The organism is Mycobacterium sp. NGS59 (genome assembly GCF_059812345.1).
Genome location: NZ_JCALCN010000027.1, coordinates 23,659 through 48,519, shown reverse-complemented (window position 1 = coordinate 48,519; position 24,861 = coordinate 23,659). Strand labels below are relative to the sequence as shown.

Here is a 24,861-nt window from a genome sequence, read left to right as displayed (position 1 = left end):
GTGGCCGCGATGGCCGCTTCGGTGCCGGTGCGAGCGTCGGTTGCAGCGCCGGCGCGAAGCGCGGATTGTGATTGCCCACGATCGTCATCCCGGGCAGGAATCCGCCGTTGCCCCAGAACGTATAGGGCACGCCGAACGCATCCGGGATGCGACTGAAATCCTCTGAGGCGGGGACGGGTTGGAGCTCGTGCACCCGGTCGGTCCCGAACGCCTGGGTGAAAGCGTTGGTCACCGTCTCGGTGACCTTCGGGTCGTTCACCGTCGGCGGGAAGGTGGCCAGCGTTTCGAATACCGGTTCGGTCGGCGAGCCGGACGCCTGGCACTCACCGCGGACGATGCGCTCGATGGCCGCCATGATCTTGTCTCGCACCGCGTTGTCGTAGGCGCGGACATTGAGCAACAGCTCGGCACGGTCGCTGATGACGTTGGGCGAGTCGCCGACCTTGACCGAGCCGACGGTGACGACACCGAACTCACTCGGCGCGATCTCCCGCGACACGATGCCTTGCAACCTCAACACGATCGCCGAGGCCAGCACCGCCGGATCGACCCCCAGTTCCGGCATCGAGCCGTGGGATCCCTCACCGAAGACGGTCACCTTGAGACTCTCCCCGGCCGACAGGGCGATACCGGAGCGGGTGGCGACGTGCCCCGCTTCGGGTGCGGTCAACACGTGCTGGGCCAGGCAGACGTCGGGCCGGACCGCGTCGAGCTTGTCCACCAGGCCGTCGTCGACCATCGCCTGGGCGCCTTTACCGGCCTCTTCTCCGGGCTGGAACAGCGCCAGGTAGGTGCCGGACCATTCGCGCTTGTTCCTGACCAGCAGGGCCGCCGCGCCGAGCGCCGACGCCACGTGCGCGTCGTGGCCGCAGGCGTGCATCTTTCCCGGCTCCAGCGATGCGTAGTCCAGCCCCGTGGCCTCCGTCACGGGCAGCGCATCCATGTCGGCGCGGAACAACACGCGTCGGCCTGTGCCGTTGCGGATGACGCCGACGACACCCCCGCCGATCTGCAGGACGTCGTCGACGCCGATCTCGTGCAGTTTGCCGGTGACCTTTGCCGCGGTCCTGGCCTCTTGACCCCAGAGATCAGGATGGCGGTGCAGGTCCTTAAAGAACTCCTCCTGCCAGCCCTGGACCTCGGTGATCCCGTTCGTCGCGGCGCCGAGCTTGGCCGGGGACAGCGACGGCTGCCCGGTCGGCGCACCGCCCCGGCCCGGACTGCTGCCCGGGTCGCCGTGCCGCGTTCCGCAGCCGGGCAGCACCGTGGCCGCGGCGAGCAGGCCCGCGCCGCCGAGCACCCGACGCCGCGACCATCCGGACATGCCGGCTCCCGTCGCGTGCCCTGAGTCTCAGCGGCCGGCGTTGCCCGGCACCGCAGGCACGCTCTGGACGTAGCGCGCCGCCTCGGCGGCGTGGTTCCCGGTCACGCACACGTCGTAGCGCTGCGCTTCCAACGTCTGAATGCTGGAGAAGTCGCGTCGGCCCCGCGTCGACCAGTGCGCCACGAATCCGAACACCGCACCCCAGAACGCGCCGATGATCATCGCGGTCAGCAGCACCCAGAGCCACAGCGGCCCGACCGTGAAGATCGCGAACAGCAGACCGATCAGCACCCCGAACCAGGCCCCGCTGCCCGCGCCGTAGAGTGCGGCTTTGCCCTTGGTCATCCGCCCGGTCACGTGTTCGACGGTGCGGACGCCGTCGCCGATGATGCGCACATACTGCACCGGGAAGCCGCCGTCGGACATCCGGTCCACCAGTAGCTGGGCATCGATGTAGTTCTCGAATGTCGCGATCACCTGACGCCCGCCGGACGGGTCGCCCGACGTTTGCTCATCGCTCACATGGGTGGGATTGGCCATCTTTGTCTCCCGCGTCGAATCTGGATTCTTCATGTGGTCGCAGGGACGTATTGACCGAATCGGGTCTGCCAAACTCCTGCCCCGCACGCCCGGCAGGGGTCACTGGTGGCCGAGAGCGGGTACAGGAGGCGAGGAAGTTCGATCGGAGAAGGGCGATGGATATCAAATGAACGTCCCGGATTGGGTGTGGGCCCTGACCGTCGTCGCTATCGCGGGTCTGCTGGCTTTCGACTTCGTCTTCCACGTCCGCAAAGCACATGTCCCGACGCTGCGGGAGGCGGCGATCTGGTCGGCCGCCTACGTCGGCATCGCCTTGCTGTTCGGGGTTGGGGTGCTGATGTCCGGCGGTAGCCGGCCCGGCTCGGAGTACTTCGCGGGTTATCTGACCGAGAAGGCGTTGTCCGTGGACAACCTCTTCGTCTTCCTGGTGATCATCGCCAGCTTCCGCGTCCCCCGGGAGGACCAGCAGAAAGTGCTGCTCTTCGGGATCGTCTTCGCGCTCATCGCTCGTACCGGCTTCATCTTCGTCGGTGCCGCGCTGATCAACGCGTTCGCGTGGGTCTTCTACCTGTTCGGGTTGATCCTGTTGCTCACCGCCGGCGGGGTGCTGAGGTCGGACGACGACGACGATTCCCGCCGGGCCGACAACTTCGTGGTGCGGTTGGCCAAGAAGGTGATGCACACCACCGAGCACTACGACGGCGACAGATTGTTCACCGTGGTTGACGGCAAGCGCGCGATGACCCCGATGTTGCTGGTCATGGTGGCCATCGGCGGCACCGACATCCTCTTCGCGCTCGACTCGATCCCCGCCATCTTCGGCCTCACCCAGGACGTGTACATCGTATTCACCGCCACGGCGTTTTCGCTGCTCGGCCTGCGTCAGTTGTACTTCCTGCTCGACGGTCTGCTGGACCGGCTGGTCTACCTCTCCTACGGGCTGGCGGCGATCCTCGGCTTCATCGGGGTCAAACTGATCCTGCACGCCCTGCACGAAAACAATGTCCCGTTCGTCAACGACGGCGAGCCGGTGCCGGTCGTGGAATTCAGCACCTCCACCTCGCTGACGGTGATCATCGGTGTTCTAATCGTCACCGTGGTGGCCTCGTTGCTCAGCCGCGACGGTAAGGCGACGACCGCGATCGCCAACGCCCGGCGGCACGCCACGGCCTATCTCGATTCCGAATACACCCACGATCCCGCCGAACGCGAACGGATCTTCGGCAAGTTGCTCGGCGAGCGCGATCAGATCCTGGCACTCGGACCGAAGTACCGCGAACAGGTCCGCGGCGAGCCGGCGCTGATCGAGCTGCTGGACCGGGCCGCGGCTCGACACGACGAGGCCGTCGAACGCGGCGAAGCCCAGCAGTTCACCCGCAAAGGCTTGACCTGATGAAGGCAGCCGACCTTGCTTGATTCGTTGCTCGAGGCGCTCGGTCACTCCTGGTGGGCCTATCCCCTGATTTTCGGCTTCTGCACGTTCGACGCGGTACTGCCGATCCTGCCGAGCGAGACCGTGCTGCTCACCGGCGGGATCCTGGCCGCGGACGGGTCGATGATGCTGGGCTGGGTGATCGTGATGGCGGCCCTGGGCGGCTTTGCCGGCGACAACATCGCCTACTGGATCGGTCACTCCGCCGAGGATCGGGCCCGCCGCTGGCTCGCCGGCGGCGAGCGGGGACGGCGCCGCCTGGACTGGGCGCACCGCGAACTGGAGCGGCACGGCGGACCGCTGGTGATCGCCGCGCGGTTCATCCCCGGCGGCCGCACCGCGACCACCGTCGCCTGCGGGGTGCTGGGTTTCCCTTATCGACAGTTCCTGGTGTTCGACGCGATCGGCTCGGTGCTGTGGGCGACGGTGAACACGATGATCGGTTTCGCCGGCGGGCACGCATTCGACGACCGACCGCTGTTGGCGTTCGCGATGTCGTTCGCCGTGGCGCTGGCCGTGGCGGGGCTGGCCGAGCTGCTCAGATGGTTGCACCAACGCCATTCGCGCCGCGAGCAGCAGGTGCCCGGCGCCGACGGCCGTGTCGGCTCCTAGCCTCGCGTCCCGATCACTCGTCTGCTGCCGGGTCGTCGTGCGCGCCGCGGGCGTCGTCATTTCTGCGGCGCACCGTCTTGGCGATGGCGTGGCCGGATGACGGCGAGCTCAACACCATGAAGGCGATGCCCAGCACCGCGAAGGTGATGATGGTGGCGTTCTCGGTGCCGATGGAAGACGCCAGTACGGCGATCACCCCGGGACCGGTGGCCAGTCCCTGTGCGTGCAGCTGACTGTTCGTGTCGGGCAGGCGCAGCACGCCGACGACGCTGATGGTAAGCAGCACCAGACCGGTGATCAGCAACACCACGCCCAGGACGTCCAACACCACAGAGATCACTCGAACGGCCCTCCCGAACCCAGGTAGCGGGCCGCCGCGACGGTCGCGACGAAGGACAGCAGCGCCAGCGCCACCGCCGCGTCCAGATAAAAGGGCTGGTGGTGGTAGTAGCACAGCAACGCGAGCAGCGACACCACCAGCGCGGCCAGCAGATCCAGCGCCAGGACCCGCTGGACCACGTCGCGGGCCCGCAGCAGCACCAACCCGCCAGCCACGAGCAGCAGGGTGTTCCATGCCAGCGCGACGATCAATAGCAATTTCATCATGGCGGTTACGGGAACACGCGGCGCTGAGCGCGCCGGTAGGAGTCGAGTTGGGCGCCTCGGACGGCGTCCGGGTCGCTTGCGTCCAGGACATGCAGCAGCAATTCACCTTTCCGCGCGTCGACGTCGACGACGACGCTGTCCGGCGCCAACCCGACCCGGATCGCCCAGACCGCAGCCGAGCTCGCGGTGGTCGGTTCGATCGGTATGGACACCACGCCGGGCGCCATCGACCGCAGTCCCAGGCAACATCCGGCCACCTGCCAACTGCCGCGGCACATGTCGATCAGTGTGAAGAAGATGAGTGCGGGCAGTCCGGCGAGGCGGCCCACGGCCGACGTGCCCGGTGGCGGTTCGGGGTGAGTTTCGCCGCGCCGGAAGGCGGCACTGAGTCCGACGATCAGTGCCGAGAACACCAGCGCGACGATGATGTCGGCCGGTTTGAGGCTGGTCAGTGCCAGCAGGTAGACGGTGGTCAACGTCGCCACCCGGCCCAAGACCGCAATCATCTACAACCTCCCGGTGAGCACGTTGGCGGCGTCCTGGCTGAGCACCAGTAAAGGCTCAGCCCACAACCCGATGGACAGGACCAGCCCCGCGAACACCGTCACGATTACCCGCGGCGCCAGCGGGCTGACGTCGGGGGTGTCGACGTCGACGGTTTCCGGAGCGCACCAGAACTTGCGCTGATAGATCTGGAACATGTAGATCAGCGACAACACGCTGCCGACCACCAACACCACCACCAGCGCGGGGTTGTGCACCGCGATCGCGGCCCGGAACAGCTCCAGCTTGCCGATGAAGCCGGCGGCCGGGGGCACGCCGGCGACGCTGAACGCACCGATCGCGAAGGCGCCTGCCACCAGGGGTCCGCGTAGCTCCGCCGCCAGGAACAGCAGACCTTTGTTCAGCGCGTTGACGACGCTGTACACCACGGCCGCGGACAGTCCGATCGGACCTCCGACACTCAGCGCGACGAGCACGTACCCAACCTGCCCGATGGCCGAGTACGCCAGCGTCTCGGCGTCGTCGCCGCGGGATACCGCGAGCACACCGCCGTACAGGATCGAGGCGACGCCGAGCAGCACCAGCGCGGTCGCGGCGAACCGTAGCTCGTCGGCGAACAATCCGGCGCCGAATCGCAGCAGGCCATAGCTGCCGATGTTGGCCACCGCGCCACTGAGGATGGCGGCGACGACGGGACGGGTGCCGGCATAGACCGTCGGCAGCCAGAAATGGAACGGGAACAGGCCGAGTTTGACACTGAACGCGACGAAGAACCCGACTGCGACCAGCATTGCGGCGTTGGCCCCGACCGCGTGGATCCGCGCGGCGACATCGGCCATAGCCAGCGCGCCGGTGATCCGGTAGGTGCCGGCCACCGACACCAAGAACACGAATGAGCCCAGCAGGTTGACGGAGGCGAAGATCAGCGCCGCCCGCAACTGTCGCGGACGTTGACCGTAGGTGGTCAGCGCGTACGACGCCGTCATCGCGATCTCGAAGAAAACGTAGAAGTTGAACACGTCCGCGGTGAGAAACAGCCCGTTCAACCCGGCGGTGAGCAGCACCACCAGGCCGGGGAACATTCGCGTCCGCACCCCCTTGACGGCTTCGTTGGTCATCGCCGCGAGCAGCACCACGATCGACACCAGCGCGAAGACGACGCCCAGCGCGTCGGCGCGCAGCACGATGCCGATGCCGGCCGGCCACCCCCCGGTGACCACTTGCTGGGGACCCCGGGACACCACTTGCGCGGTGAGGACGGCGACCGCCGCCAGCGACGCGCCCAGCACCGCCACGCTCGACCAGGCAACGAGGGGACGTCGACCGTCGAGCGCGATCAGCAGCGCGCCGGCCGCCCACGGGATCAGCAGCGCCAGAGACAAGGCCATCACGAGGCCATCACGTCATCTCGTTTCGATCCAGCTGCTCGTCACGCCGCAGGCTTTGCTCGTGTTCGGTCTCCTGGGCCGCGAGCTCGCTGCGCTGCGCGGTGCCGAAGACCTCCACGACGCGGTGCACCAACGCCAGCAGCAGCGCCAGCGTGGCCAGGCCGATGACCAGTGCGGTCAGCACCAGCGCCTGGGGCACCGGGTCACTGACCGGCCCGCCGGATCCCGGCCCGATCGGTGCCCGTCCCCGCGACATGCTGGATCCGATCAGCGCGACGACGGCGCACTGCGAGATGAGGGCGACGCCCACCGCGATGCGGATCAGGTCGTGCTGCAGCAGCAGATAGGCGCCCGCACCGAACAACACTGCGGCGGTGACCGCAAACGCGAGGTTCACGCGGTTTCCCCGTTCTCGGTGCGCCCCTCGGGGGCATCGTCGATCTGGTTCTCCGGGTCGGCGAGTTGATGCAGCAACATCGTCAGCACACCGATGACCAGCAGAAATATCCCCACGTCGAACAGCAGCGGGGTGAACAATTCGAGCGAGCCGAAGTGCACCACGGGCTCACCCGGCGGAGGTAGGTGGCTGAACAGCGGCTCGCCGTACAGCAACGGAAAGAAACCGACGGCCAGCGACAACAACAGACCGCCGACGGCCAGCCACGGCGAGTACCGCAGAATCGGCAAGGTCCGCTCGGCGGCCCGCGCGCCCAGACTGATGTAGCGCAGCGCGAGCGCGAGCGCGACGACGACGCCGGCACCGAATCCGTCGCCGGTGTCCCGATATCCCTTGACGATCAGCGCGCCGGCCACCATCAGGCTCGGCCCCAGCAGCACGCCCGACACGACCCGCAACACCAGGTCCCGTCGCATCACCACAGCTTGCCCCTGCGTAGCAGCGCGGCCACGCCGACGACGGCGACCAGCAGCACGGTGATTTCGGCCAGCGTGTCCAGGCCGCGGAAGTCAGTGATGATCACCGTTACAGCGTCCTGGCCGTGGGCACTGGGCGTTCGACGCAGGTATTCCTCGGACACGCTCGGTGCCGCGCTGGGCGCGGACAGGAAACCCCAGATGGTGACGAACGCCGCCAGGCCGGCCAGGCCACCGGCGGCCACGTTGCGCTGGCGTCGCCGGGTCTCGCCCGCGTGCTGTCCACCTGCGCGCACTTCGAGTTCCTCGGCAGTCCCCGAGCGCGGCAACCGTGCCAGGGCGCCGATGAAGACGAGGGTGATCATCGTCTCGACCACCACGGCCACCAAGGCGATATCGGGCGCACCGAACAGCGCGTACACCGCGGCCAGCCCGAAACCGACCACCGACAGCGCCAACACCATGCCGACCCGGGCCGAGGCCCGTGCGACAGCCAGCGTCGCGATGATGACCAGAGCCAGCAGCGGCAGGATCAGCCAGTCCACGTCGCCCACCCGGCCGATGTCGTAGGCACCCTTGATCGGGGTGACGGCGAAGGCGATCCCGGTCAAGACCCCCGCCGGGACGAGCACCGCCGCGACGCTGGTACGCAGGTCACGAACTTCCAGGCTGTGTATCGCCGAGGAAAGCCGGGACAAGGCGCGCAGGCTGCGGGTATAGATCCGCAGCGGCCCGAGGCGCCCGCCCACCCGCGTCCACGTGCGGGCCAGCGCCTCCCGAAGGCGCGGCAGCGCCAGCAGGCCCGCAGCCAGCGTCCAGGCGCTCAGCGCCATCAGGTTTCCCGGACGGGCGTCGAAGTGGTAGCCCGGCGCCAGACTCACTTTCGTCGCGCTGGTCACGCTTGCCGCGTCGGCCGCGAGACCACTGAACAGCCCCGGAATCAGACCCGCGGCGACGCCGACTCCGGCCAGCACCACGATCGGCCAGGTCAGGGTGTGTGGAGTCGGACGGGTCTGCGCACGCGTCGTCCCCAGGAACAGCAGCACCCAGAAACGTCCGATATAGGCCAGCGTCAGGGCGGCGGCCAGCACCGCGCACCCGGTCAGCACCCGTCCGGCACCCGCGGCCGCCTCGAAGTACAGCTCGTCTTTGAAGAATCCGGCGGTCAGCGGCAGTCCGGCCAGGTTGGCCGCGGCCAGCGCGGCAGCCACCGCCAGCACCGGCCTGCGTCGGCCCAGCCCACCGAGGCGGGACAACCTGTCCTCCCCGGTCGCCATCGTCGCCGCGCCCGCGGTCATGAACAGGGCGCTCTTGGCCACACCGTGCGCCAGCACGTAGAACGCCGCGGCGCCCGCCGCTGCCCCGCCACCGATGCCGTACAGCATCACCACGTAGCCGTACTGGGAGATCGTCGAGTAGGCCAGCACCTGTTTGAGCACGTCCTGGCCCAGTGCGCCGATCCCGCCGATGACGATGGAGGCGATTCCGACGACGAGCACGGCATCGAGCACGGCCCGGCTGTGGGCCAGCAGCGGGTGCACCCGGCCCAGCACCAGCACACCGGCAGCGACCATGGCCGCCGAATGCAGGTACGCCGAGACCGGCGTCGGCGCGGCCATCGCCTTGGGCAGCCAGAAATGCAGCGGCACCTGCGCGCTCTTGGCCAGCGCCGCCACCGCGAGCAGCGCCGCGGCAGCCGTCGTCGTCGGTCCCGAGTCGATCCGTTCGAGCAACTCAGGCAGCGAGAACGTCTGGTAGCGCGCGTACAGCAGCACGGCGGCGATCAGCAGGGCCACCGCGCTGGCCACGGTCACCAGCAGCGCCATCAGCGCCGCCCGGCGGGCGGTCTGCTCGTCTTTGTCGAAGCCGATCAGGAAATAGGAGCAGACGGCGGTGATGTCGAAGAACACGAACAGCAGCACCAGGTCCTGCGCCGTCGCGACCCCCACCATCGACACCGCGAAGAGCACCATCCAGGGCCAGAACCGCCACCGCTCCCGCGCCGGACGGTGATGATGTTCCAGGTGCAGGGACAGGTAGCCGGTGCCGTAGCAGAACACCAGGGCGCCGACCCCGCAGGCCAGCAGCGAGTACAGCGCGGCCAGGCCGTCGTAGGAGAAGCTCAGCTGCATGTGCAGGCTGGGCACCCAGGGCAGGGTGACCGACCCGCCGCCGGCGAGCCATGCCGCCAGACACACCCCGAAGCCGACCAGCGCAAACGCGGCCGACGCCCAGCCCTGCCAATCCGTCCGCAACGGTCGGCACGACTCGACGCCGAGCGCTTCGACGTTGGGGGATTCGGCCACTAAGACTCCTCATCGGCGTGCTGTGTCCGCACACCAACGTATGCCCCGGCACCGGCGCACCTTCAGTTGGTGCCGTGTTCGGCAGGGTCGGCGCGCGACTCGTCGGCGATGGCGCGCAGGCGGTCCAGGTCGGCCGGGAGCAGGCCCGGCGCGCCCGCCATCGACTCCATCAGCAGTTCGATCTGTCGGCGCAGCGCGGGAAGGTGCTGCTCGCGCCCGATCGTCTGGGCGTGGTCGATCAGCATGCGCAAGACCCGCAACAGGGTGGCCACGACACGGGGTTGAGTCGTCCCGGTCTGGCGGATCTGGGTGAAAGCGTGCGCGATGTACTCGTCCGGGGACAGGTCCCAGGGGCGTAGCAGGACGCGCTCGTCGGACCCGCACACCGCCGCCGACGGCAGGTCCGAACCCAACAACGTGCGCATCATGCTGCCCAGCCGCAGTACCACCTCGGTTGCCGTCGTCGGGTCGTTGATCGCCGAACTGAGCGCCCGCAGTGCTATGTCGACCAGCTGCCGGATCCCGAAGTCGATGTCCTGCTGCATCGTCCGCACGTCTGCGATCTCCACGGTCGCCAAGAGCTTGCTCGTCACCCGCTCCGGAACGTCCGGCATCGGCCACACCGTCATGAGGATCTCGCCGCGGTGGATGTAGGCGCCGGTGCGGGTCTCCAGCCGCACCACCGTCGACGGCGGGATTGCGCTCAGGATGTGTTTGCTCGGCGCCTGTGTGACCCAGCCGTCCGACAGCGCCCGCACGTACAGCCGTTCTTCGGGTGCGGGCGGATGCGGGGTCTGCAGGATCGTCTCGCCGCGGGTCTGGCGCTTGATCGCTTCGATGATGTCGTCGGCTTCGGCGGCGATCGACCGGACCACCTCGCCGACCTGCAACCCGTGGGCCAGCCGGTTCAGGTAGGCGATGATCAGCAGCACCGTCGTCACGGTCAACACGATCGCGATCGTCATGGAGATCCGCGGGGCGCTGGCGTTGGCGTCCCCGTTGACGTGACGCAGCACCAGCACGCAGAACACGAACGTCGCGACCAGCATGCCGATCACCGTCTGGCTGAGGCGGTTTCGGATGAACGACCGCATCACGCGCGGGGAGAACTGGCTGCTGGCCAGTTGCAGGCTCACCACCGTCAACGAGAACACCACCCCGGCGGTGGTGATCATCGCGCCGGCGACCGTACTGAGCAGCCAGGTCGCGGCGTTGGTGTTCATCTCGACCGTCAACGGCAGTCGCGTGCCGACGCCCAGCGCCCCGTCGACGTATGCGACCGTCTCGGCTGCGACGCCGCCGGCCAGCACCACCAGCGTGGGCAACGCGAACAAACTCTCCCGGAAGTGATACCGCCCGGTGGCGATTCGCAGCGCCGGTGTGGGTTCGACACGTCGCCTCATGGCAGAACCCTATGGCCTCGTCGGCGAGTCCGGCCGCTGGACTCTTGCGTGAATCCTGGGCTTTGCGCGTGAATCCTGGGCTTTGCGCGTGACGCCTGGGCGGGATTTCGCCGATTTTCCCACCGTGGGCTCACGCCGAAAGCCGTCGCTTCACAACCAACGCCCACCATTCACACCGAAGCCGTGGTGCGGCGAAACCTGAGCGGTCTCGCTCTAGCCGCGCAGATAGTCGAGCTGCACCTGCACCGACCATTCGGCGGCGTCCCACAGCTTCTCGTCGACGTCGGTATAGACGTGTTCGACGATCTGACGGGCGCCAGCGTCGTCGCCGAGCTCACGCAGCGCCGAACGCACCTGTTCCAACCGCTCGTGGCGGTGCGCCAGGTATTCGTCGGTGACCGCGTCCAGATCCGGCAGTTCCGGTCCGTGCCCGGGCAGCACCGCCCGGTGCCCGAGTCCGCGCAGCCGGTGCAGCGACTCCAGATAGTCGGTCAGGTTGCCGTCTTCGTGGTCCATCACCGTGGTGCCGCGACCCAGCACCGTGTCGGCGGTCAACACCGCATCGTCCAGGACGAACGACAGCGAGTCGGCGGTGTGCCCGGGCGTGGCCATCACCTTGATCTTCAGGCCGGCGGCGTCGATCACCTCGCCGTCGATCAGGTGGCCACCGAGGCCGCGCAAGAATCCGCTGCCCGCCGAGCGCACCGTCGCCCCGGTCAGCTCGACCAGCTTGTCGATGCCGTCGGTGTGGTCCGGGTGCCGGTGACTGATCAACACCAGACAGATCCGCCCCAGTGCGGCCACCCGCGCGATGTGTTCGTCGTCGTCGGGTCCGGGGTCGACGATCACCAGTTCGTCACTGCGCGGGCCGCGCAACACCCAGGTGTTGGTGCCTTCCAGCGTCATCAGGCCGGGGTTGTCGGCCAGCAGGACCGACACGGTCTCGGTGACCGGTCGTAGTTCACCGTAGGCGGGATGCGTCAGACCCTCGGGCACGGCCGCTAACCGACCTCCACGATCAGCTCCACCTCCACCGGAGCGCCCAGCGGCAACTCGGCCACGCCGACGGCCGAGCGTGCGTGTTTTCCGTTGTCGCCGAACACTTCTCCGAGTAGTTCGGAGGCCCCGTTGACCACTCCCGGCTGTCCGCGGAATTCCGGGGCGGAGGCAACGAACCCCACCACCTTGACCACCTGGGTCACCGAATCCAGCCCGACCAGCGAATCCACCGCGGCCAGCGCGTTGAGCGCGCAGATCCGTGCCAGCGACTTGGCCACGTCCGGGGCGACGCCGGCGCCGACCTGGCCGGTGACGGCCAATTTGCCGTCCACCAACGGCAGCTGGCCCGCGGTGTAGACGAGGTTGCCGGTGCGCACCGCGGGCACGTAGGCCGCCAGCGGCGCGACCACCTGCGGCAGCGTTATGCCCAGTTCCTCCAACCGGGCCCGGACGCTCACTTCGGGCGTTTGAGGTAGGCGACGTGCTGCTCGCCGGTGGGTCCGGGCAGCACCGCTACCAACTCCCAACCGTCGGCGCCCCACTGGTCGAGGATCTGCTTGGTGGCGTGGGTGAGCAGCGGAATCGTCGCGTATTCCCATGTGGTGGGTTGGGTCATGATCGCGAGCTTATCCGTCGGACTGGGGTGGAACCGGTCGGGCTAGCATGCGATGGTGGCAAACACATCGAGCGGCGGTAGCTCCGTCGGGTGGCCGTCGCGGCTGTCGAAGGCCCGCCTGCATTTCGTCACCGGCAAGGGCGGCACCGGGAAATCGACGATCGCGGCGGCGCTGGCGCTGACGCTGGCCGCGGGCGGTCGCAAGGTTTTGCTGGTGGAAGTCGAAGGGCGCCAAGGGATTGCGCAACTGTTCGACGTTCCCCCGCTGCCCTACCAGGAAGTCAAGATCGCTACCGCCGAGCGCGGCGGGCAGGTCAATGCCTTGGCGATCGAGCTCGAGGCCGCATTCCTGGAATACCTGGACATGTTCTACAACCTCGGCATCGCCGGGCGGGCGATGCGCCGGATCGGAGCCATCGAGTTCGCGACGACGATCGCGCCGGGCCTGCGCGACGTGCTGCTCACCGGCAAGATCAAGGAGACGGTGATCCGCACGGACAAAGGGGCCAAGAACTTCGTCTATGACGCCATCGTCGTCGACGCGCCCCCCACCGGGCGCATCGCGCGCTTTCTCGACGTCACGAAGGCGGTGTCGGATCTGGCCAAGGGTGGGCCGGTGCACTCGCAGGCCGAAGGCGTGGTGAAGATCCTGCACTCCGACCAGACCGCGATCCACCTGGTCACGCTGCTAGAGGCGTTGCCGGTGCAGGAAACCCTGGAAGCCATCGAGGAACTCGCCGAGATGCAACTGCCGATCGGCAGCGTGATCGTGAACCGCAACATCCCGGCTTACCTCGATCCGGGTGACCTGGCCAAGGCCGCCGAGGGCGTGGTGGACGCGGACTCGGTGCGCTCCGGTCTGACGGCCGCCGGCATCGAGCTCGAGGACGCCGACTTCGCGGGGCTGCTGACCGAGACGATCGAACACGCCACCCGCATCGCCGCGCGCAGCGAGACCGCGCAGCAACTCGACGCGTTGCAGGTGCCGAGACTGGAATTGCCGACCATTTCCGACGGCGTCGACCTGGGCAGTTTGTACGAGCTCTCGGAAGCGCTTGCACAGCAAGGGGTTCGATGACCACGCCACACCCGCATAAGCCGGAAACCCTTGACATGTCGGCGATTCTGGCCGATACGTCCAATCGGGTGGTGGTGTGTTGCGGCGCCGGCGGCGTCGGCAAGACCACCACGGCGGCGGCCATCGCACTGCGCGCGGCCGAATATGGCCGCACCGTAGTCGTTTTGACGATCGACCCGGCGAAGCGGCTCGCGCAGGCGTTGGGCGTCAACGATCTTGGCAATACGCCGCAGCGCGTGCCGCTGGCACCGGAGGTGCCCGGCGAGTTGCACGCGATGATGCTCGACATGCGTCGCACGTTCGACGAAATGGTGATCCAGTACTCGGGATCGGCTCGGGCACAGTCGATTTTGGACAACCAGTTCTACCAGACGGTCGCCACCTCGCTGGCCGGCACGCAAGAGTACATGGCCATGGAGAAACTGGGGCAGCTGTTGGCCCAGGACCGTTGGGATCTGGTGGTGGTGGACACCCCACCGTCGCGCAACGCACTGGACTTCCTGGACGCGCCCAAACGTCTGGGCAGTTTTATGGACAGTCGCCTGTGGCGGTTGCTGCTCGCGCCCGGCCGGGGTCTGGGCCGGCTGGTGACCGGGGCTATGGGCCTGGCGATGAAAGCGATGTCCACCATTCTGGGCTCGCAGATGTTGGGGGACGCGGCCGCGTTCGTGCAGTCCCTGGACGCGACGTTCGGCGGCTTCCGTGAGAAGGCCGACCGTACCTACGCATTGTTGAAGCGGCGCGGCACCCAGTTCGTGGTGGTCTCGGCCGCCGAACCCGACGCGCTGCGCGAAGCGTCCTTCTTCGTCGACCGGCTGTCCCAGGAGGGGATGCCGTTGGCGGGTCTGGTGCTGAACCGCACCCACCCCACGCTGTGCTCGTTGCCGGCGGAACGGGCGATCGACGCCGTGGAGAAACTGGACGGCGACGGATCCGAGGAAGCGTCGTTGGCGGCGGCCGTGCTGCAGATTCACGCCGATCGGGCGCAGACGGCCAAACGGGAGGTCCGGCTGCTGTCCCGGTTCACCGGCGCCAACCCGCACGTGCCGGTCATCGGGGTGCCGTCGCTGCCCTTCGACGTCTCCGACCTCGAGGCGCTCCGTGCCCTCGCCGACCAGATCACGTCGGTCGCGTAACCACCTGGTTCACCCCCGCGTTGCCCGTTATTTGACGCTGATTCAATGGCGGCAGTGATCATCTGTCCCACGCGTAACCCTCAATACGCGCTTGACCTGCGCAAACGAAACCGGCGCCATTGTACGCTCGGCTAAGCTGTAACAAAAAAGTAATGATGTATCCGAGGCCCGACCGGTGCTTCACGTCGGCTTTGACGGACGTTCGCACCCCACCGGGAGCGCGCTCAACCGCCCGACTCCGCCGCCCGGCAGATCTTGGCGCCAGGGCGATCGGATATCGGTGCCACCTGCGGCGATACGGGGGCTACGGGGCTTATTCGACGCCGGTTCAACGAATGACGGGCCCCACACTCCGGGCCTGAACCGCCAAAACGCCCCTGACCAGGACAAACAACGACGGCCCGGTAGTTTGGGCAGCTAAGCTGTAACAATAATGCAATGAGGAAGGCGCACAGCGCCAGCCTGCGGGCGGATCAGATGGCCCCGCGGCGCTTGCGCTTGTCGAAGTAGTCCGACCAGGACACCACCTCGGGGTGCTGCTTGAGCAGAGCCCGGCGCTGACGCTCGGTCATTCCGCCCCACACGCCGAACTCGACCTTGTTGTCCAGCGCATCCGCGCCGCATTCCTGCATCACCGGGCAGTGCCGGCAGATCACCGCGGCCTTGCGTTGGGCGGCTCCGCGCACGAACAGTTCGTCGGGGTCGGTCGCCCGGCACAACGCCTGCGAGACCCAGGCGATCCGGTCCTCGGCTTCCACGCTGCGCAGCAGGTTCCCTGTCGACGTGAGGCCCGTCTGCCGAGCGCCCGGACGTGTTCCTGACACGAGCTGATCCCTTCCTCCCGGCCGTCGCTGCCGACCGCCCTCCTCGGGTACCAGCCGATGATGCGGTCTGAACCACACTGCGCCTACAGCTGTTACCTGAATCTCACTGCGTATATAAGTTAGGTGGTCGGGTGCCAATTACGCAACAGTCCGATAACGCTTTTTCTGGGACGGCCGTGCCGTCTTCCTTCCAGGGGCCGGGCCGAACGATTGGGCTCCGTCCCGTAATGGCCCTCTGACCAGTGACGTCGCCGCAAATTCGATGCCGCCAAGGGTGGCAATCTTGTTCAACACCTGCTAAAGAATCTTTTTCCGCCCGCGCGGCGCGGAGCCGTGACAGAAGGTCGCTACTGTAGTACGCATGTCCGAGCGTCCCCCGGTCCCACTGACGCTGTTGAAGCTCGCTGGGTTCTGTGTGCTCGCCAGCGTGGTGGCCACCGCACTGATGTTCCCGTTCGCCGGCGGTGTCGGGTTGATGTCCAACCGGGCTTCCGAGGTCGTCGCCAACGGCTCCGCGCAGCTGCTCGAGGGTCAGGTCCCGGCTGTCTCGACGATGGTCGACGCCAAAGGCAACGTCATCGCCTGGCTGTATTCGCAGCGCCGCTTCGAAGTGCCCTCGGACAAGATCTCCAACCCGATGAAGCTGGCGATCGTGTCCATCGAGGACAAGCGGTTCGCCGACCACAACGGCGTGGACTGGAAAGGCACGCTCACCGGCCTGGCCGGCTACGCCTCCGGTGATGTGGAGACCCGCGGCGGTTCGACCATCGAGCAGCAATACATCAAGAACTACCAACTGCTGGTCACGGCGCAGACCGATGCGGAGAAGCGCGCCGCCGTGGAAACCACCCCGGCGCGCAAGCTGCGCGAGATCCGGATGGCGCTGACGCTCGACAAGACCTTCACCAAACCCGAGATCCTGACCCGCTACCTGAACCTGGTGTCGTTCGGCAACAACTCGTTCGGCATCCAGGACGCCGCGCAGACCTACTTCGGCATCAACGCCATCGACCTGAACTGGCAGCAGGCCGCACTGCTGGCAGGCATGGTGCAGTCGACCAGCGCACTCAACCCCTACACCAACCCCGAGGGCGCGCTGGCCCGGCGAAACCTGGTGCTGGACACCATGATCGAGAACATCCCCAACGAGGCCGACGCTCTGCGCGCGGCCAAGGCGCAGCCGCTGGGGATCCTGCCGCAACCCAACGAGTTGCCGCGCGGCTGCATCGCCGCGGGCGACCGGGGGTTCTTCTGCGACTACGTGCAGGAGTACCTGTCGCGCGCCGGCATCAGCAAGGAACAGGTGGCCCGGGGTGGCTACCTGATCCGCACCACGCTGGATCCCGACGTGCAGATCCCGGTGAAGGCGTCCATCGACAAATTCGCTCCCCCGACGCTGAGCGGCATCTCCAGCGTGATGAGCGTGATCCTGCCGGGAAAGACGTCGCACAAAGTGGTGGCGATGGCCAGCAACCACAAGTACGGGCTGGACACCGAGGCGGGTGAGACCATGCGTCCGCAGCCGTTTTCGCTGGTCGGTGACGGCGCCGGGTCGATCTTCAAGCTCTTCACCACCGCGGCCGCGCTGGACATGGGCATGGGCATCAACGCCAACCTCGACGTCCCGCCCCGGTTCCAGGCCAAGGGCCTCGGTAGCGGCGGCGCCAAGGGCTGTCCCAAGGACACCTGGTGTGTGGTCAACGCCGGCAATTACCGCGGCTCGATGAACGTGACCGACGCGCTGGCCACCTCACCCAACACCGCGTTCGCCAAGTTGATCTCGCAGATCGGGGTGTCCCGCGCCGTCGACATGGCGATCAAGCTCGGCCTGCGTTCCTACGCCAATCCGGGGACGGCCCGCGACTACAACCCCGACAGCAACGAGAGCCTGGCCGACTTCGTCAAACGCCAGAACATCGGCTCGTTCACGCTGGGCCCCATCGAGGTCAATGCGCTGGAGTTGTCCAACGTCGCGGCGACGCTGGCTTCCGGTGGCATGTGGTGCCCGCCCAACCCGATCGACAAGCTGATCGACCGCAACGGCAACGAGGTCTCCGTCACCACCGAGACCTGCGAACAGGTGGTGCCCGAAGGGCTGGCCAACACGCTGGCCAACGCGATGAGCAAGGACTCCACCGGTAGCGGCACGGCGGCGGGCTCGGCCGGTGCGGCCGGGTGGAATCTGCCGATGTCGGGCAAGACGGGCACCACCGAGGCGCACCGGTCCTCGGGATTCGTCGGATTCACCAACCGTTACGCAGCGGCGAACTACATCTACGACGACTCCCCCTCCCCCACCGACCTGTGTTCGGGTCCGCTGCGGCATTGCGGCAGTGGCGATCTGTACGGGGGCAACGAACCCGCCCGCACCTGGTTCACCGCGATGCAGCCGATCGCCAACAACTTCGGTGAGGTGCACCTGCCGCCCACCGACCCGCGGTACATGGACGGATCCCCCGCCGGGCGGGTGCCCAGCGTGGCCGGCCTCGACGTCGACCAGGCGCGCCAGCGCCTGAAGGACGCCGGTTTCCAGGTCGCCGACCAACCCAACTCGGTCAACAGCGGCGCCAAGTACGGCGAGGTGGTCGGGACGTCGCCGAGCGGGCAGACGATCCCGGGTTCGATCATCACGATCCAAATCAGTAACGGCATCCCGCCGCCGCCGCCGCCGCCGCCCGAGGGACTGCCGCCGGAGGTGGTCGGATCCCAGGTCGTGGAGATCCCCGGCCTGCCGCCCATCACCATTCCGCTGATGGCACCGCCGCCGCCCGCGGCGCCGCCGCCGCCGTAAAGCTGTGCGCTAAGAGACACCCGTGCGCCGGTCGGCCGGCAGTAAACTGCCTGGCATGGCTGACGTACTCCCCGTCGTGTTACGGACCGGAGCTGCGGCGCTCGCGTCGGCGATCGCCGGAGTCGGTTACGCCTCGCTCGTCGAGCGCAACGCGTTCGTGCTGCGTGAGGTGACGATCCCGGTGCTGAGCCCGGGCTCGACACCGCTGCGGGTGCTGCACATCAGCGATCTGCACATGACGCCCAACCAGCGCCGTAAGCAGGCCTGGCTGCGCGAGCTGGCCAGCTGGGAACCCGACCTGGTGGTCAACACCGGCGACAACCTCGCGCACCCCAAGGCGGTGCCGGCGGTCGTGCAGGCGCTGGGTGACCTGCTGTCGCGGCCGGGCGTGTTCGTCTTCGGCAGCAACGACTACTTCGGGCCTCGGCCGAAGAACCCGGCGAACTACCTGACCAACCCCGACCACCGCGTCAAAGGCGAGCCGCTGCCCTGGCAGGATCTGCGGGCGGCGTTCACCGAGCGCGGCTGGCTCGACCTCACCCACACCCGGCGCGAGTTCGAGGTGACCGGCCTGCACGTCGCGGCCGCGGGCGTCGACGACCCGCACATCGACCGCGATCGCTACGACACCATCGCCGGACCCGCCAGCCCGGCCGCCAACCTCAAGCTCGGGCTGGTGCACTCGCCCGAACCGCGGGTGCTGGACCGCTTCGCCGCCGACGGCTACCAACTCGTGATGGCCGGCCACACCCACGGCGGACAGCTCTGCCTGCCGTTCTACGGGGCCATCGTGACCAACTGCGGGTTGGATCGGTCCCGGGCCAAGGGACCGTCGCAGTGGGGCGCGAACATGCGCCTGCACGTCTCGGCGGGCATCGGCACCTCACCGTTCGCGCCGGTGCGGTTCTGCTGCCGGCCCGAGGCGACGCTGCTCACGTTGATCGCCACCCCGATGGGTGGCCGCGACACGACCAGCAATCTGGGCCGACAGCCAACTGTGTCGTCCGTGCGTTGACGGATCGCGTCGCGCTCCGCGACCACTCCCGCGCCTGGACCGACAACGCGATCCGGTTGATCGAAGCCGACGCCCGGCGCAGCGCCGACACCCACCTACTGCGTTATCCACTGCCGTCGGCGTGGGGTGCCGACACCGGGGTGGCCCTGTACCTCAAAGACGAGACGACCCACATCACCGGCAGCCTCAAGCACCGGCTCGCCCGGTCGTTGTTCCTCTACGCGTTGTGCAACGGCTGGATCGACGAGGGCACCACCGTGGTCGAGGCCTCCTCGGGTTCCACGGCGGTCTCCGAGGCCTACTTCGCCGCCCTGCTGGGTCTGCCCTTCGTCGCGGTGATGCCCGCGGCCACCAGTGCGGCCAAGATCGCTCTGATCGAATCCCAAGGCGGCCGTTGCCATTTCGTGCAGAAATCGAGCGAGGTCTACGCCGAGGCGGCGCGCGTCGCCGCAGAGACCGGCGGCCACTACCTCGACCAGTTCACCAACGCCGAGCGGGCCACCGACTGGCGGGGCAACAACAACATCGCCGAGTCGATCTACCTGCAGATGCGCGAGGAAACCCATCCCATTCCGGCGTGGATCGTGGTCGGAGCCGGCACCGGCGGCACCAGCGCGACGATTGGGCGCTACATCCGGTACCGACGGCACGCGACGCGGTTGTGCGTCGTCGATCCGGAGAACTCCGCGTTCTTTCCGGCCTTCGCCGAGCAGCGCTACGACATCACGACGGGCGCCTCGTCGCGCATCGAGGGGATCGGCCGACCGCGGGTCGAGCCGTCGTTTCTGCCGTCGGTGGTCGACCGGATGGTCTCGGTGCCCGACGCCGCCTCGATCGCGGCCTCCCGTCACGTCAGCGCGGTCCTGGGACGCCGGGTGGGGCCCTCGACGGGCACCAATGTGTGGGGGGCGTTCGGGCTGCTCGCCGAGATGGTCGCCGCCGGCCGTGCCGGTTCGGTGGTCACCCTGCTCGCCGACAGCGGTGACCGGTACGCGGACACCTACTTCGACGACGGATGGGTGGTCGCCCAAGGGCTGGATCTCGCCACCGCCGGTCGGGCGCTGGGCGAGTTCGAACGGTCGTGCACGTGGAACTGAGGCACCTACCTGCCGTTTGGGAAGTGGCTGGTTGGGTGCGATAGGCTGTCGAAGCTTGAAGCGGGGTGTGGCGCAGCTTGGTAGCGCGCTTCGTTCGGGACGAAGAGGCCGTGGGTTCGAATCCCGCCACCCCGACCCATGTCACATGTCTGTGACCAGCGGAAATGCGGAAACCCGATGCGACCGCAGGCTTCGACGGCTATTGCCCACGGCCGCATCGGGTCAAGCACCGATGAGCGCTAGTACCAGACCCTGCGGCCACCCACCGGGCGACCGACCGCGCCTAGAATCCACAAGACCACGCCGACGAGCAGCAAGATCCCGCCGATCGTGTACAGAATGCTGAGGCCGGTGAAGTACCCGACCACCAGTAGAACGATCCCCAGAATAATCACGTCGCGCCCCTTCTGTTGAACGCTGTCTAATTAACTGACAAGTTGTGGAATACCCTTCTGGACGAAGTTCAATCGCGATGCCGGGCAAGAGTTTTAGCCTGAATCCCGGGGACGGAACCGCACCCTGGTGCCGTAGCGCGGCGCCAGCATGATGGAGCGCCGCACAATCCGTTCGGGACGGCTGTCCACCGCGGTGAATTCGCCTTCGCGCAGCAGCAGCTGCAGCACGGTGATCAGCTCTCGCATCGAGAACGCCGCGCCCAGACACCGTTTGACGCCGCCGCCGAACGGGACCCAGGCATACGTCTGCGGCCGGGTTCCGAGGAAGCGCTCGGGCCGGAACTCGTGCGGCTGGTCGTAGACGGCCGGGTTCCGGTTGATCGCGATGATGTGCACCACGATCCGGGTCCCCGCCGGAACCGTATAGCCGCCGATGACAACGGGTTTGGCGGCCACCCGCGCGGTCAGCGGGGCGGGCGGACGTACCCGCAGTGTTTCGTCGATCACCGCCGTCGTGAAGGCTTCGCCGCCGTTGACCGCCTCCTTGCGCACCCGCCGCAGCGCCTCGGGATGATGCAGCAGCAGATCGAAAACCCATGCCAGGGTGGTCGCGGTCGTCTCGTGACCAGCCAACATCAGCGTGATCAGGTCGTCGCGAATCTCGCTGTCCGACAGCGCTTCCCCGTCGTCTCCGCGCGCCCGGATCAGCAAGGCCAGGATGTCGTGCTGCTGCGCCAGTCCCGGGTCGGCGCGGCGGGCGGCGATCAGCGGCATGACGACGTCGTCGATCTCGCGGTTGGCCCGGGCACGCGACGGCCACACCCGCAACGTCCCGAGCCGGCGCAGCGCGTAGCGGACCGTCAATTGTTCTGAGACACCGAGGTTCAGCAACCGTTCGAAGGGCCGACCCAGCCGGCGCACTTCATCGGGGTCGTCGACCCCGAAGATCACCCGGACGATCACGTCCAGCATCAGCGCCCGCGCGGCGTGCAGCATCTCGAAGGGCCGGTCGACCGGCCAGTCCCGCATCGCCGCGCGCGTGGATGCTTCGATGACCGGCACGTAACCGGCGAGCACGGCACCGTGCAGGGGCGGCGTCAGCAGCTTGCGTCGTCGCAGGTGCTCGGGTTCCTCCTGCACGAACATCGACCCGGACCCGTAGATGGCGGCCGCGGGCCCAACCCCCTCACCTCCGAGCAGTTCGTCGGTGGGTGCCGTGAAAACCTCCTTGACCAGCGCGGGATCGGACACGATGGCGACGTCGCCCAAGCTGAGAATGGGCATGGTCATGATCGGTCCGTACCGGCGGATCAGCCGCAGCATCCGCCGCTCGCCACCCACCAGGTAAGCCACTGCATACGCGGCCGCGAACGCACTGCGGAATCGGCGCGGAGCGGGCAGGCCGGGCGGAGGAGGCCCCACGTCGATGACGCTACTGCAGTTACCGTCTAGCGGACCGCACGCAACGCACCGGCGAGCAGATCAAGCGCAGTCGGCGCAGATCTGGCGCCCACCGCCGGAGACCCGGAGGCGGTTGCGGTGCTGCACCAAAAAGCAGCAGGAGCAAGTGAATTCGTCGGATTGCTGCGGAATCACCACCACCGACAATTCCTCGCCGGACAGATCCGCGCCCGGTAGTTCGAAGAAGGAGTCGTTGGGGTCGTCGTCGACGACTGCCGTGGCGAGCTTGGGCATGGTTCCGAGTTCGCGCAACGCATTTTTGTCGGCGGTGTCGGCATCAGTCACGCGGCGTGCGTCGTAATCGCTGACGGTAGGCATGGCGGTCCTTCCTGCTGAGTGACCGGGCTCGGCACCTTACGTGGTCGCCCGTTGGCTCAGGCAGTACCCCGTTCAGATACGGCTCACACCCAAGGTGACCAACAAATTGCGCGTGTGCTAATAACCGTTCGGATCCGGTCTCAGAGCGCGGGCCAGCCGCCGGCGCACGGCGCGATCTCGTGCCGATTCATCAGGCGCGCGTGGGCTTCTCGACGCTGACTGTGGGATACCCAGGCCAGTCCGACCCACGGCGACGCGACGGCGAGCGCCAGCACCACGACGGCCAGCAGTTGGTGCCCGGTCGCGAGCGCCACCAACCCGACCACCAGGCCGAGCGCCCAACTGCCTGCCGCCACCAAGCCGGGCACGCTGACGGTCTGCTCGGCGGTGCCGGACGTGGCGGAGCCAGGCCCGTATGTGTCGGTGCCGATGTAGACCATCCGTACTCCCAAGAACGCGAAACAATATCTTGGCTACTATAACCCACGGATACTGTTTCCGAATTACTTAAATTTGCTGCGCGGTTGGGTCAGGGCTACCCCGCGAAACGGCGCAGCTAAACCTGGTACGGCGCCTGATCCGCGGGTACTAAGGGGGCGTGAGTAATACCGCCGTCCTGGTCATCGACATGTTCAACGACTACAGCCATCCCGACGCCGAGCAACTGGCCGACAATGTCTCCGACATCATCGATCCGTTGGTGGGCCTGATCTCGGTCGCCGACGGGCGCGACGACGTCGACCTGATCTATGTGAACGACAATCACGGCGACTTCACCGCCGACCGCCGCTCGATCGTCGCCAGCGCACTCGACGGCAAGCGGCCCGACCTGGTCAAGCCGCTGATTCCGGCCCGCGAGACGCCGGTCGTGACGAAGGTCCGCCACAGCGTCTTCTACTCCACCGCGCTCGACTATCTGCTGCACCGCCTCGAAGTCAAACGCATCGTGCTGACCGGCCAAGTGACCGAGCAGTGCATCCTGTACAGCGCGCTGGACGGTTATTTGCGCCACTACGACGTGGTGGTGCCCTCCGATGCGGTCGCCCACATAGACTCCGAACTCGGCTCCGCGGCGCTGAAGATGATGGAACGCAACATCAGTGCCGAACTGCTGCCCGCCGCCCGCTGCCTGCCGTAACACCTTTGAGGGAAGGCTCTTCCGTGACCGAACACAAGCCGCAGAACTCCGACTCTGAGGCCGAACCCGACGACCACGTCGCCGAATCACGCGCCGGTCGCGACGACGACGGCGACTACGTGGGACGTACCGGCACCGACGACGACTTCGACGCCGGCGAAACGGGCGCGGAAGCCCGCAGCAACGACGGGTGACTTAGCGGTACAACTCGATGACTTAGCGGTACAACTCGACGACCAGCGGCCGGTGGTCGGAGATGGGCATTTGCTCCGCGGCCGCGGCACGCCCCCGCAGACTGGGGTCGTCGGTCAGGATGTGATCGATCTGGCGGGTGGGTTCGGGCGCGGGAAACGTCGCCGCCGCCGCCAGTGGCCGCATGCCCGTCCAGCGCTGCGCCGCGGCGGGCGCGAGGTTGAGATCGCCGAGCAGCAGCCGGGGACCGGGTAGGCCGCGCAGGTCACGAACCAGCCGGCGCAACTGCCGCCGGTTCCAGCCCGGCACGAAGGACAGATGGGTATTGGCCACGGTCAGCGGTCCCAGCGGAGTCTCCAGTCGTGCGATCACCGCCGCCCGCGGCTCCTCGTCGACCACCACCACCTGGTTGGGGCCTGGCAGATACATCGGGAAGCGCATCGGGATCCGCGACATTCGCACCACCTGCCAACTCGACGCCGGAAACCGGGACAGCAGCGCGATGCCGTAGGCGGCGGTCCCGGGTTGTTCCTGACCGGTGGCGGCGATCCAGGTCGCGCCGGGGGTGCCGGAGATGGCCGCGACGAACCGCTGCTCCACGGCGCCCATCGCTTCGGCCGCGGCGGCGGTCAGGTCGGCTCGTCCGGACCGGGGCTGGTCGACGTCGACTTCCTGCAGTGCGAGCACGTCGGGATTCAGCCGCCGCACGCAGTCGCGCAACCGCTGCGGGTCGACACCGTCGCCCACAGTGCGGCCGTGCAGGATGTTGAAGGTCGCCACCCGCATGGCTAAGCCTGCGTTCCGGGCACGTCT

At 67.5% G+C, this 24,861-nt stretch carries 27 protein-coding genes, 1 tRNA gene and 1 pseudogene; 10 read left to right on the top strand and 19 right to left on the bottom strand.

Going from position 1 to position 24,861, the window contains the following annotated elements; translation table 11 throughout:
• Nucleotides 1-61: 61 nt before the first annotated feature.
• Nucleotides 62-1,324 (bottom strand): annotated as a pseudogene (locus tag AC5Y46_RS22465) (amidohydrolase); the annotation flags it as partial.
• Nucleotides 1,325-1,351: 27 nt separating this feature from the next.
• Nucleotides 1,352-1,864 (bottom strand): YflT domain-containing protein, encoded by a 513-nt coding sequence (locus AC5Y46_RS22460; RefSeq protein WP_499943376.1) that lies wholly within the window; start codon nt 1,862-1,864, stop codon nt 1,352-1,354.
• Nucleotides 1,865-2,030: 166 nt separating this feature from the next.
• Here AC5Y46_RS22460 and AC5Y46_RS22455 point away from each other — a divergent pair, with 166 nt between their 5' ends.
• Complete coding sequence (locus AC5Y46_RS22455; protein WP_499993122.1) at nt 2,031-3,257, top strand: TerC family protein; 1,227 nt, start codon at nt 2,031-2,033, stop codon at nt 3,255-3,257.
• 15 nt (nt 3,258-3,272) lie between these two features.
• Entirely contained in the window at nt 3,273-3,908 is a 636-nt protein-coding gene (locus AC5Y46_RS22450) for a DedA family protein (RefSeq protein WP_499993121.1), read from the top strand.
• Nucleotides 3,909-3,921: 13 nt separating this feature from the next.
• Here the strand turns inward: AC5Y46_RS22450 and AC5Y46_RS22445 are convergent, their stop codons facing one another.
• The 11 genes from AC5Y46_RS22445 to sp36 all read right to left on the bottom strand — a co-directional run bounded on the left by AC5Y46_RS22445 (nt 3,922) and on the right by sp36 (nt 12,603).
• Nucleotides 3,922-4,248 carry a cation:proton antiporter gene (locus tag AC5Y46_RS22445; RefSeq protein WP_499993119.1) on the bottom strand — a complete coding sequence of 109 codons (327 nt, stop codon included), beginning with the start codon at nt 4,246-4,248 and terminating at the stop codon, nt 3,922-3,924.
• On the bottom strand, nt 4,245-4,514 hold the full coding sequence (locus tag AC5Y46_RS22440) for a monovalent cation/H+ antiporter complex subunit F (RefSeq protein WP_499943373.1): 270 nt from the start codon (nt 4,512-4,514) through the stop codon (nt 4,245-4,247). The genes AC5Y46_RS22445 and AC5Y46_RS22440 overlap by 4 nt, the downstream gene beginning before the upstream one ends.
• A gap of 5 nt (nt 4,515-4,519) precedes the next feature.
• Nucleotides 4,520-5,020 (bottom strand): Na+/H+ antiporter subunit E, encoded by a 501-nt coding sequence (locus AC5Y46_RS22435; RefSeq protein ID WP_499993117.1) that lies wholly within the window; start codon nt 5,018-5,020, stop codon nt 4,520-4,522.
• A complete protein-coding gene (locus tag AC5Y46_RS22430) occupies nt 5,021-6,406 on the bottom strand; it encodes a complex I subunit 5 family protein (RefSeq protein ID WP_499993115.1) in 1,386 nt (461 codons plus the stop codon).
• A gap of 10 nt (nt 6,407-6,416) precedes the next feature.
• A complete protein-coding gene (locus AC5Y46_RS22425) occupies nt 6,417-6,803 on the bottom strand; it encodes a sodium:proton antiporter (protein WP_499943370.1) in 387 nt (128 codons plus the stop codon).
• A complete protein-coding gene (locus AC5Y46_RS22420; RefSeq protein ID WP_499993114.1) occupies nt 6,800-7,279 on the bottom strand; it encodes an MnhB domain-containing protein in 480 nt (159 codons plus the stop codon). The genes AC5Y46_RS22425 and AC5Y46_RS22420 overlap by 4 nt, the downstream gene beginning before the upstream one ends.
• Nucleotides 7,279-9,585, bottom strand: coding sequence for a hydrogen gas-evolving membrane-bound hydrogenase subunit E (mbhE, locus tag AC5Y46_RS22415; protein WP_499993112.1), 2,307 nt, complete (start codon nt 9,583-9,585; stop codon nt 7,279-7,281). Before mbhE ends, AC5Y46_RS22420 begins: the two co-directional genes overlap by 1 nt.
• 62 nt (nt 9,586-9,647) lie before the next feature.
• Nucleotides 9,648-10,988, bottom strand: a complete 1,341-nt coding sequence (locus AC5Y46_RS22410; protein WP_499993111.1) for a DUF2254 domain-containing protein — start codon at nt 10,986-10,988, stop codon at nt 9,648-9,650.
• Between the two features lie 213 nt (nt 10,989-11,201).
• Nucleotides 11,202-11,984 (bottom strand): MBL fold metallo-hydrolase, encoded by a 783-nt coding sequence (locus tag AC5Y46_RS22405; RefSeq protein ID WP_499993109.1) that lies wholly within the window; start codon nt 11,982-11,984, stop codon nt 11,202-11,204.
• A gap of 5 nt (nt 11,985-11,989) precedes the next feature.
• Nucleotides 11,990-12,445, bottom strand: a complete 456-nt coding sequence (locus AC5Y46_RS22400; protein ID WP_499993107.1) for a RidA family protein — start codon at nt 12,443-12,445, stop codon at nt 11,990-11,992.
• Entirely contained in the window at nt 12,442-12,603 is a 162-nt protein-coding gene (sp36, locus tag AC5Y46_RS22395; protein WP_120794267.1) for a Sp36 family protein, read from the bottom strand. The genes AC5Y46_RS22400 and sp36 overlap by 4 nt, the downstream gene beginning before the upstream one ends.
• A 52-nt stretch (nt 12,604-12,655) precedes the next feature.
• On the opposite strand from sp36, the gene bagA reads away from it, so the two are divergent.
• Nucleotides 12,656-13,681 (top strand): ATPase BagA, encoded by a 1,026-nt coding sequence (gene bagA, locus AC5Y46_RS22390; RefSeq protein ID WP_499993105.1) that lies wholly within the window; start codon nt 12,656-12,658, stop codon nt 13,679-13,681.
• Nucleotides 13,678-14,817 carry an ATPase BagB gene (gene bagB, locus AC5Y46_RS22385; RefSeq protein ID WP_499943363.1) on the top strand — a complete coding sequence of 380 codons (1,140 nt, stop codon included), beginning with the start codon at nt 13,678-13,680 and terminating at the stop codon, nt 14,815-14,817. Before bagA ends, bagB begins: the two co-directional genes overlap by 4 nt.
• A gap of 473 nt (nt 14,818-15,290) precedes the next feature.
• Here the strand turns inward: bagB and AC5Y46_RS22380 are convergent, their stop codons facing one another.
• On the bottom strand, nt 15,291-15,641 hold the full coding sequence (locus AC5Y46_RS22380) for a WhiB family transcriptional regulator (RefSeq protein WP_499993104.1): 351 nt from the start codon (nt 15,639-15,641) through the stop codon (nt 15,291-15,293).
• Nucleotides 15,642-16,002: 361 nt separating this feature from the next.
• Between AC5Y46_RS22380 and ponA2 the strand changes: the two genes are divergently transcribed.
• From ponA2 to AC5Y46_RS22360, 4 genes are all read left to right on the top strand, one after another.
• Entirely contained in the window at nt 16,003-18,432 is a 2,430-nt protein-coding gene (gene ponA2 / locus AC5Y46_RS22375) for a transglycosylase/D,D-transpeptidase PonA2 (protein WP_499943361.1), read from the top strand.
• 55 nt (nt 18,433-18,487) lie between these two features.
• Nucleotides 18,488-19,447 (top strand): metallophosphoesterase, encoded by a 960-nt coding sequence (locus AC5Y46_RS22370; protein ID WP_499993100.1) that lies wholly within the window; start codon nt 18,488-18,490, stop codon nt 19,445-19,447.
• On the top strand, nt 19,444-20,544 hold the full coding sequence (gene cds1 / locus AC5Y46_RS22365) for an L-cysteine desulfhydrase Cds1 (protein WP_499993098.1): 1,101 nt from the start codon (nt 19,444-19,446) through the stop codon (nt 20,542-20,544). Before AC5Y46_RS22370 ends, cds1 begins: the two co-directional genes overlap by 4 nt.
• Nucleotides 20,545-20,605: 61 nt before the next feature.
• A tRNA-Pro gene (locus AC5Y46_RS22360) sits at nt 20,606-20,679 on the top strand.
• Between the two features lie 104 nt (nt 20,680-20,783).
• Here the strand turns inward: AC5Y46_RS22360 and AC5Y46_RS22355 are convergent.
• The 4 genes from AC5Y46_RS22355 to AC5Y46_RS22340 form a co-directional block, all read right to left on the bottom strand.
• A complete protein-coding gene (locus tag AC5Y46_RS22355; RefSeq protein ID WP_499993095.1) occupies nt 20,784-20,939 on the bottom strand; it encodes a hypothetical protein in 156 nt (51 codons plus the stop codon).
• Nucleotides 20,940-21,032: 93 nt separating this feature from the next.
• Nucleotides 21,033-22,361, bottom strand: coding sequence for a cytochrome P450 (locus AC5Y46_RS22350; RefSeq protein WP_499993093.1), 1,329 nt, complete (start codon nt 22,359-22,361; stop codon nt 21,033-21,035).
• A gap of 60 nt (nt 22,362-22,421) precedes the next feature.
• A complete protein-coding gene (locus AC5Y46_RS22345; RefSeq protein ID WP_499943354.1) occupies nt 22,422-22,718 on the bottom strand; it encodes a DUF4193 domain-containing protein in 297 nt (98 codons plus the stop codon).
• Between the two features lie 140 nt (nt 22,719-22,858).
• Nucleotides 22,859-23,158, bottom strand: a complete 300-nt coding sequence (locus tag AC5Y46_RS22340; protein WP_499943353.1) for a hypothetical protein — start codon at nt 23,156-23,158, stop codon at nt 22,859-22,861.
• Between the two features lie 158 nt (nt 23,159-23,316).
• On the opposite strand from AC5Y46_RS22340, the gene AC5Y46_RS22335 reads away from it, so the two are divergent.
• Both AC5Y46_RS22335 and AC5Y46_RS22330 read left to right on the top strand, forming a co-directional pair.
• Nucleotides 23,317-23,856 carry a cysteine hydrolase family protein gene (locus tag AC5Y46_RS22335; RefSeq protein WP_499993090.1) on the top strand — a complete coding sequence of 180 codons (540 nt, stop codon included), beginning with the start codon at nt 23,317-23,319 and terminating at the stop codon, nt 23,854-23,856.
• A gap of 23 nt (nt 23,857-23,879) precedes the next feature.
• Nucleotides 23,880-24,050, top strand: coding sequence for a hypothetical protein (locus AC5Y46_RS22330; RefSeq protein ID WP_499943351.1), 171 nt, complete (start codon nt 23,880-23,882; stop codon nt 24,048-24,050).
• A 22-nt stretch (nt 24,051-24,072) separates the two neighbouring features.
• On the opposite strand, the gene AC5Y46_RS22325 is transcribed toward AC5Y46_RS22330, so the two are convergent.
• Nucleotides 24,073-24,834: an endonuclease/exonuclease/phosphatase family protein gene (locus tag AC5Y46_RS22325; RefSeq protein WP_499943350.1), complete on the bottom strand. Its 762-nt coding sequence runs from the start codon at nt 24,832-24,834 to the stop codon at nt 24,073-24,075.
• Between the last annotated feature and the right edge of the window lie 27 nt (nt 24,835-24,861).

Bases quoted from the DNA above. Each gene is read 5' to 3' on its own strand.
- AC5Y46_RS22345 (WP_499943354.1), bottom strand. From the start codon at position 22,718: ATGCCTACCGTCAGCGATTACGACGCACGCCGCGTGACTGATGCCGAC.
- bagB (WP_499943363.1), top strand. From the start codon at position 13,678: ATGACCACGCCACACCCGCATAAGCCGGAAACCCTTGACATGTCGGCG.
- AC5Y46_RS22455 (WP_499993122.1), top strand. From the start codon at position 2,031: ATGAACGTCCCGGATTGGGTGTGGGCCCTGACCGTCGTCGCTATCGCG.
- AC5Y46_RS22410 (WP_499993111.1), bottom strand. From the start codon at position 10,988: ATGAGGCGACGTGTCGAACCCACACCGGCGCTGCGAATCGCCACCGGG.
- AC5Y46_RS22420 (WP_499993114.1), bottom strand. From the start codon at position 7,279: ATGCGACGGGACCTGGTGTTGCGGGTCGTGTCGGGCGTGCTGCTGGGG.
- AC5Y46_RS22460 (WP_499943376.1), bottom strand. From the start codon at position 1,864: ATGGCCAATCCCACCCATGTGAGCGATGAGCAAACGTCGGGCGACCCG.
- AC5Y46_RS22340 (WP_499943353.1), bottom strand. From the start codon at position 23,158: ATGGTCTACATCGGCACCGACACATACGGGCCTGGCTCCGCCACGTCC.
- bagA (WP_499993105.1), top strand. From the start codon at position 12,656: ATGGTGGCAAACACATCGAGCGGCGGTAGCTCCGTCGGGTGGCCGTCG.
- sp36 (WP_120794267.1), bottom strand. From the start codon at position 12,603: ATGACCCAACCCACCACATGGGAATACGCGACGATTCCGCTGCTCACC.
- AC5Y46_RS22325 (WP_499943350.1), bottom strand. From the start codon at position 24,834: ATGCGGGTGGCGACCTTCAACATCCTGCACGGCCGCACTGTGGGCGAC.
- AC5Y46_RS22370 (WP_499993100.1), top strand. From the start codon at position 18,488: ATGGCTGACGTACTCCCCGTCGTGTTACGGACCGGAGCTGCGGCGCTC.
- ponA2 (WP_499943361.1), top strand. From the start codon at position 16,003: ATGTCCGAGCGTCCCCCGGTCCCACTGACGCTGTTGAAGCTCGCTGGG.
- AC5Y46_RS22440 (WP_499943373.1), bottom strand. From the start codon at position 4,514: ATGATGAAATTGCTATTGATCGTCGCGCTGGCATGGAACACCCTGCTG.
- AC5Y46_RS22430 (WP_499993115.1), bottom strand. From the start codon at position 6,406: ATGGCCTTGTCTCTGGCGCTGCTGATCCCGTGGGCGGCCGGCGCGCTG.
- AC5Y46_RS22435 (WP_499993117.1), bottom strand. From the start codon at position 5,020: ATGATTGCGGTCTTGGGCCGGGTGGCGACGTTGACCACCGTCTACCTG.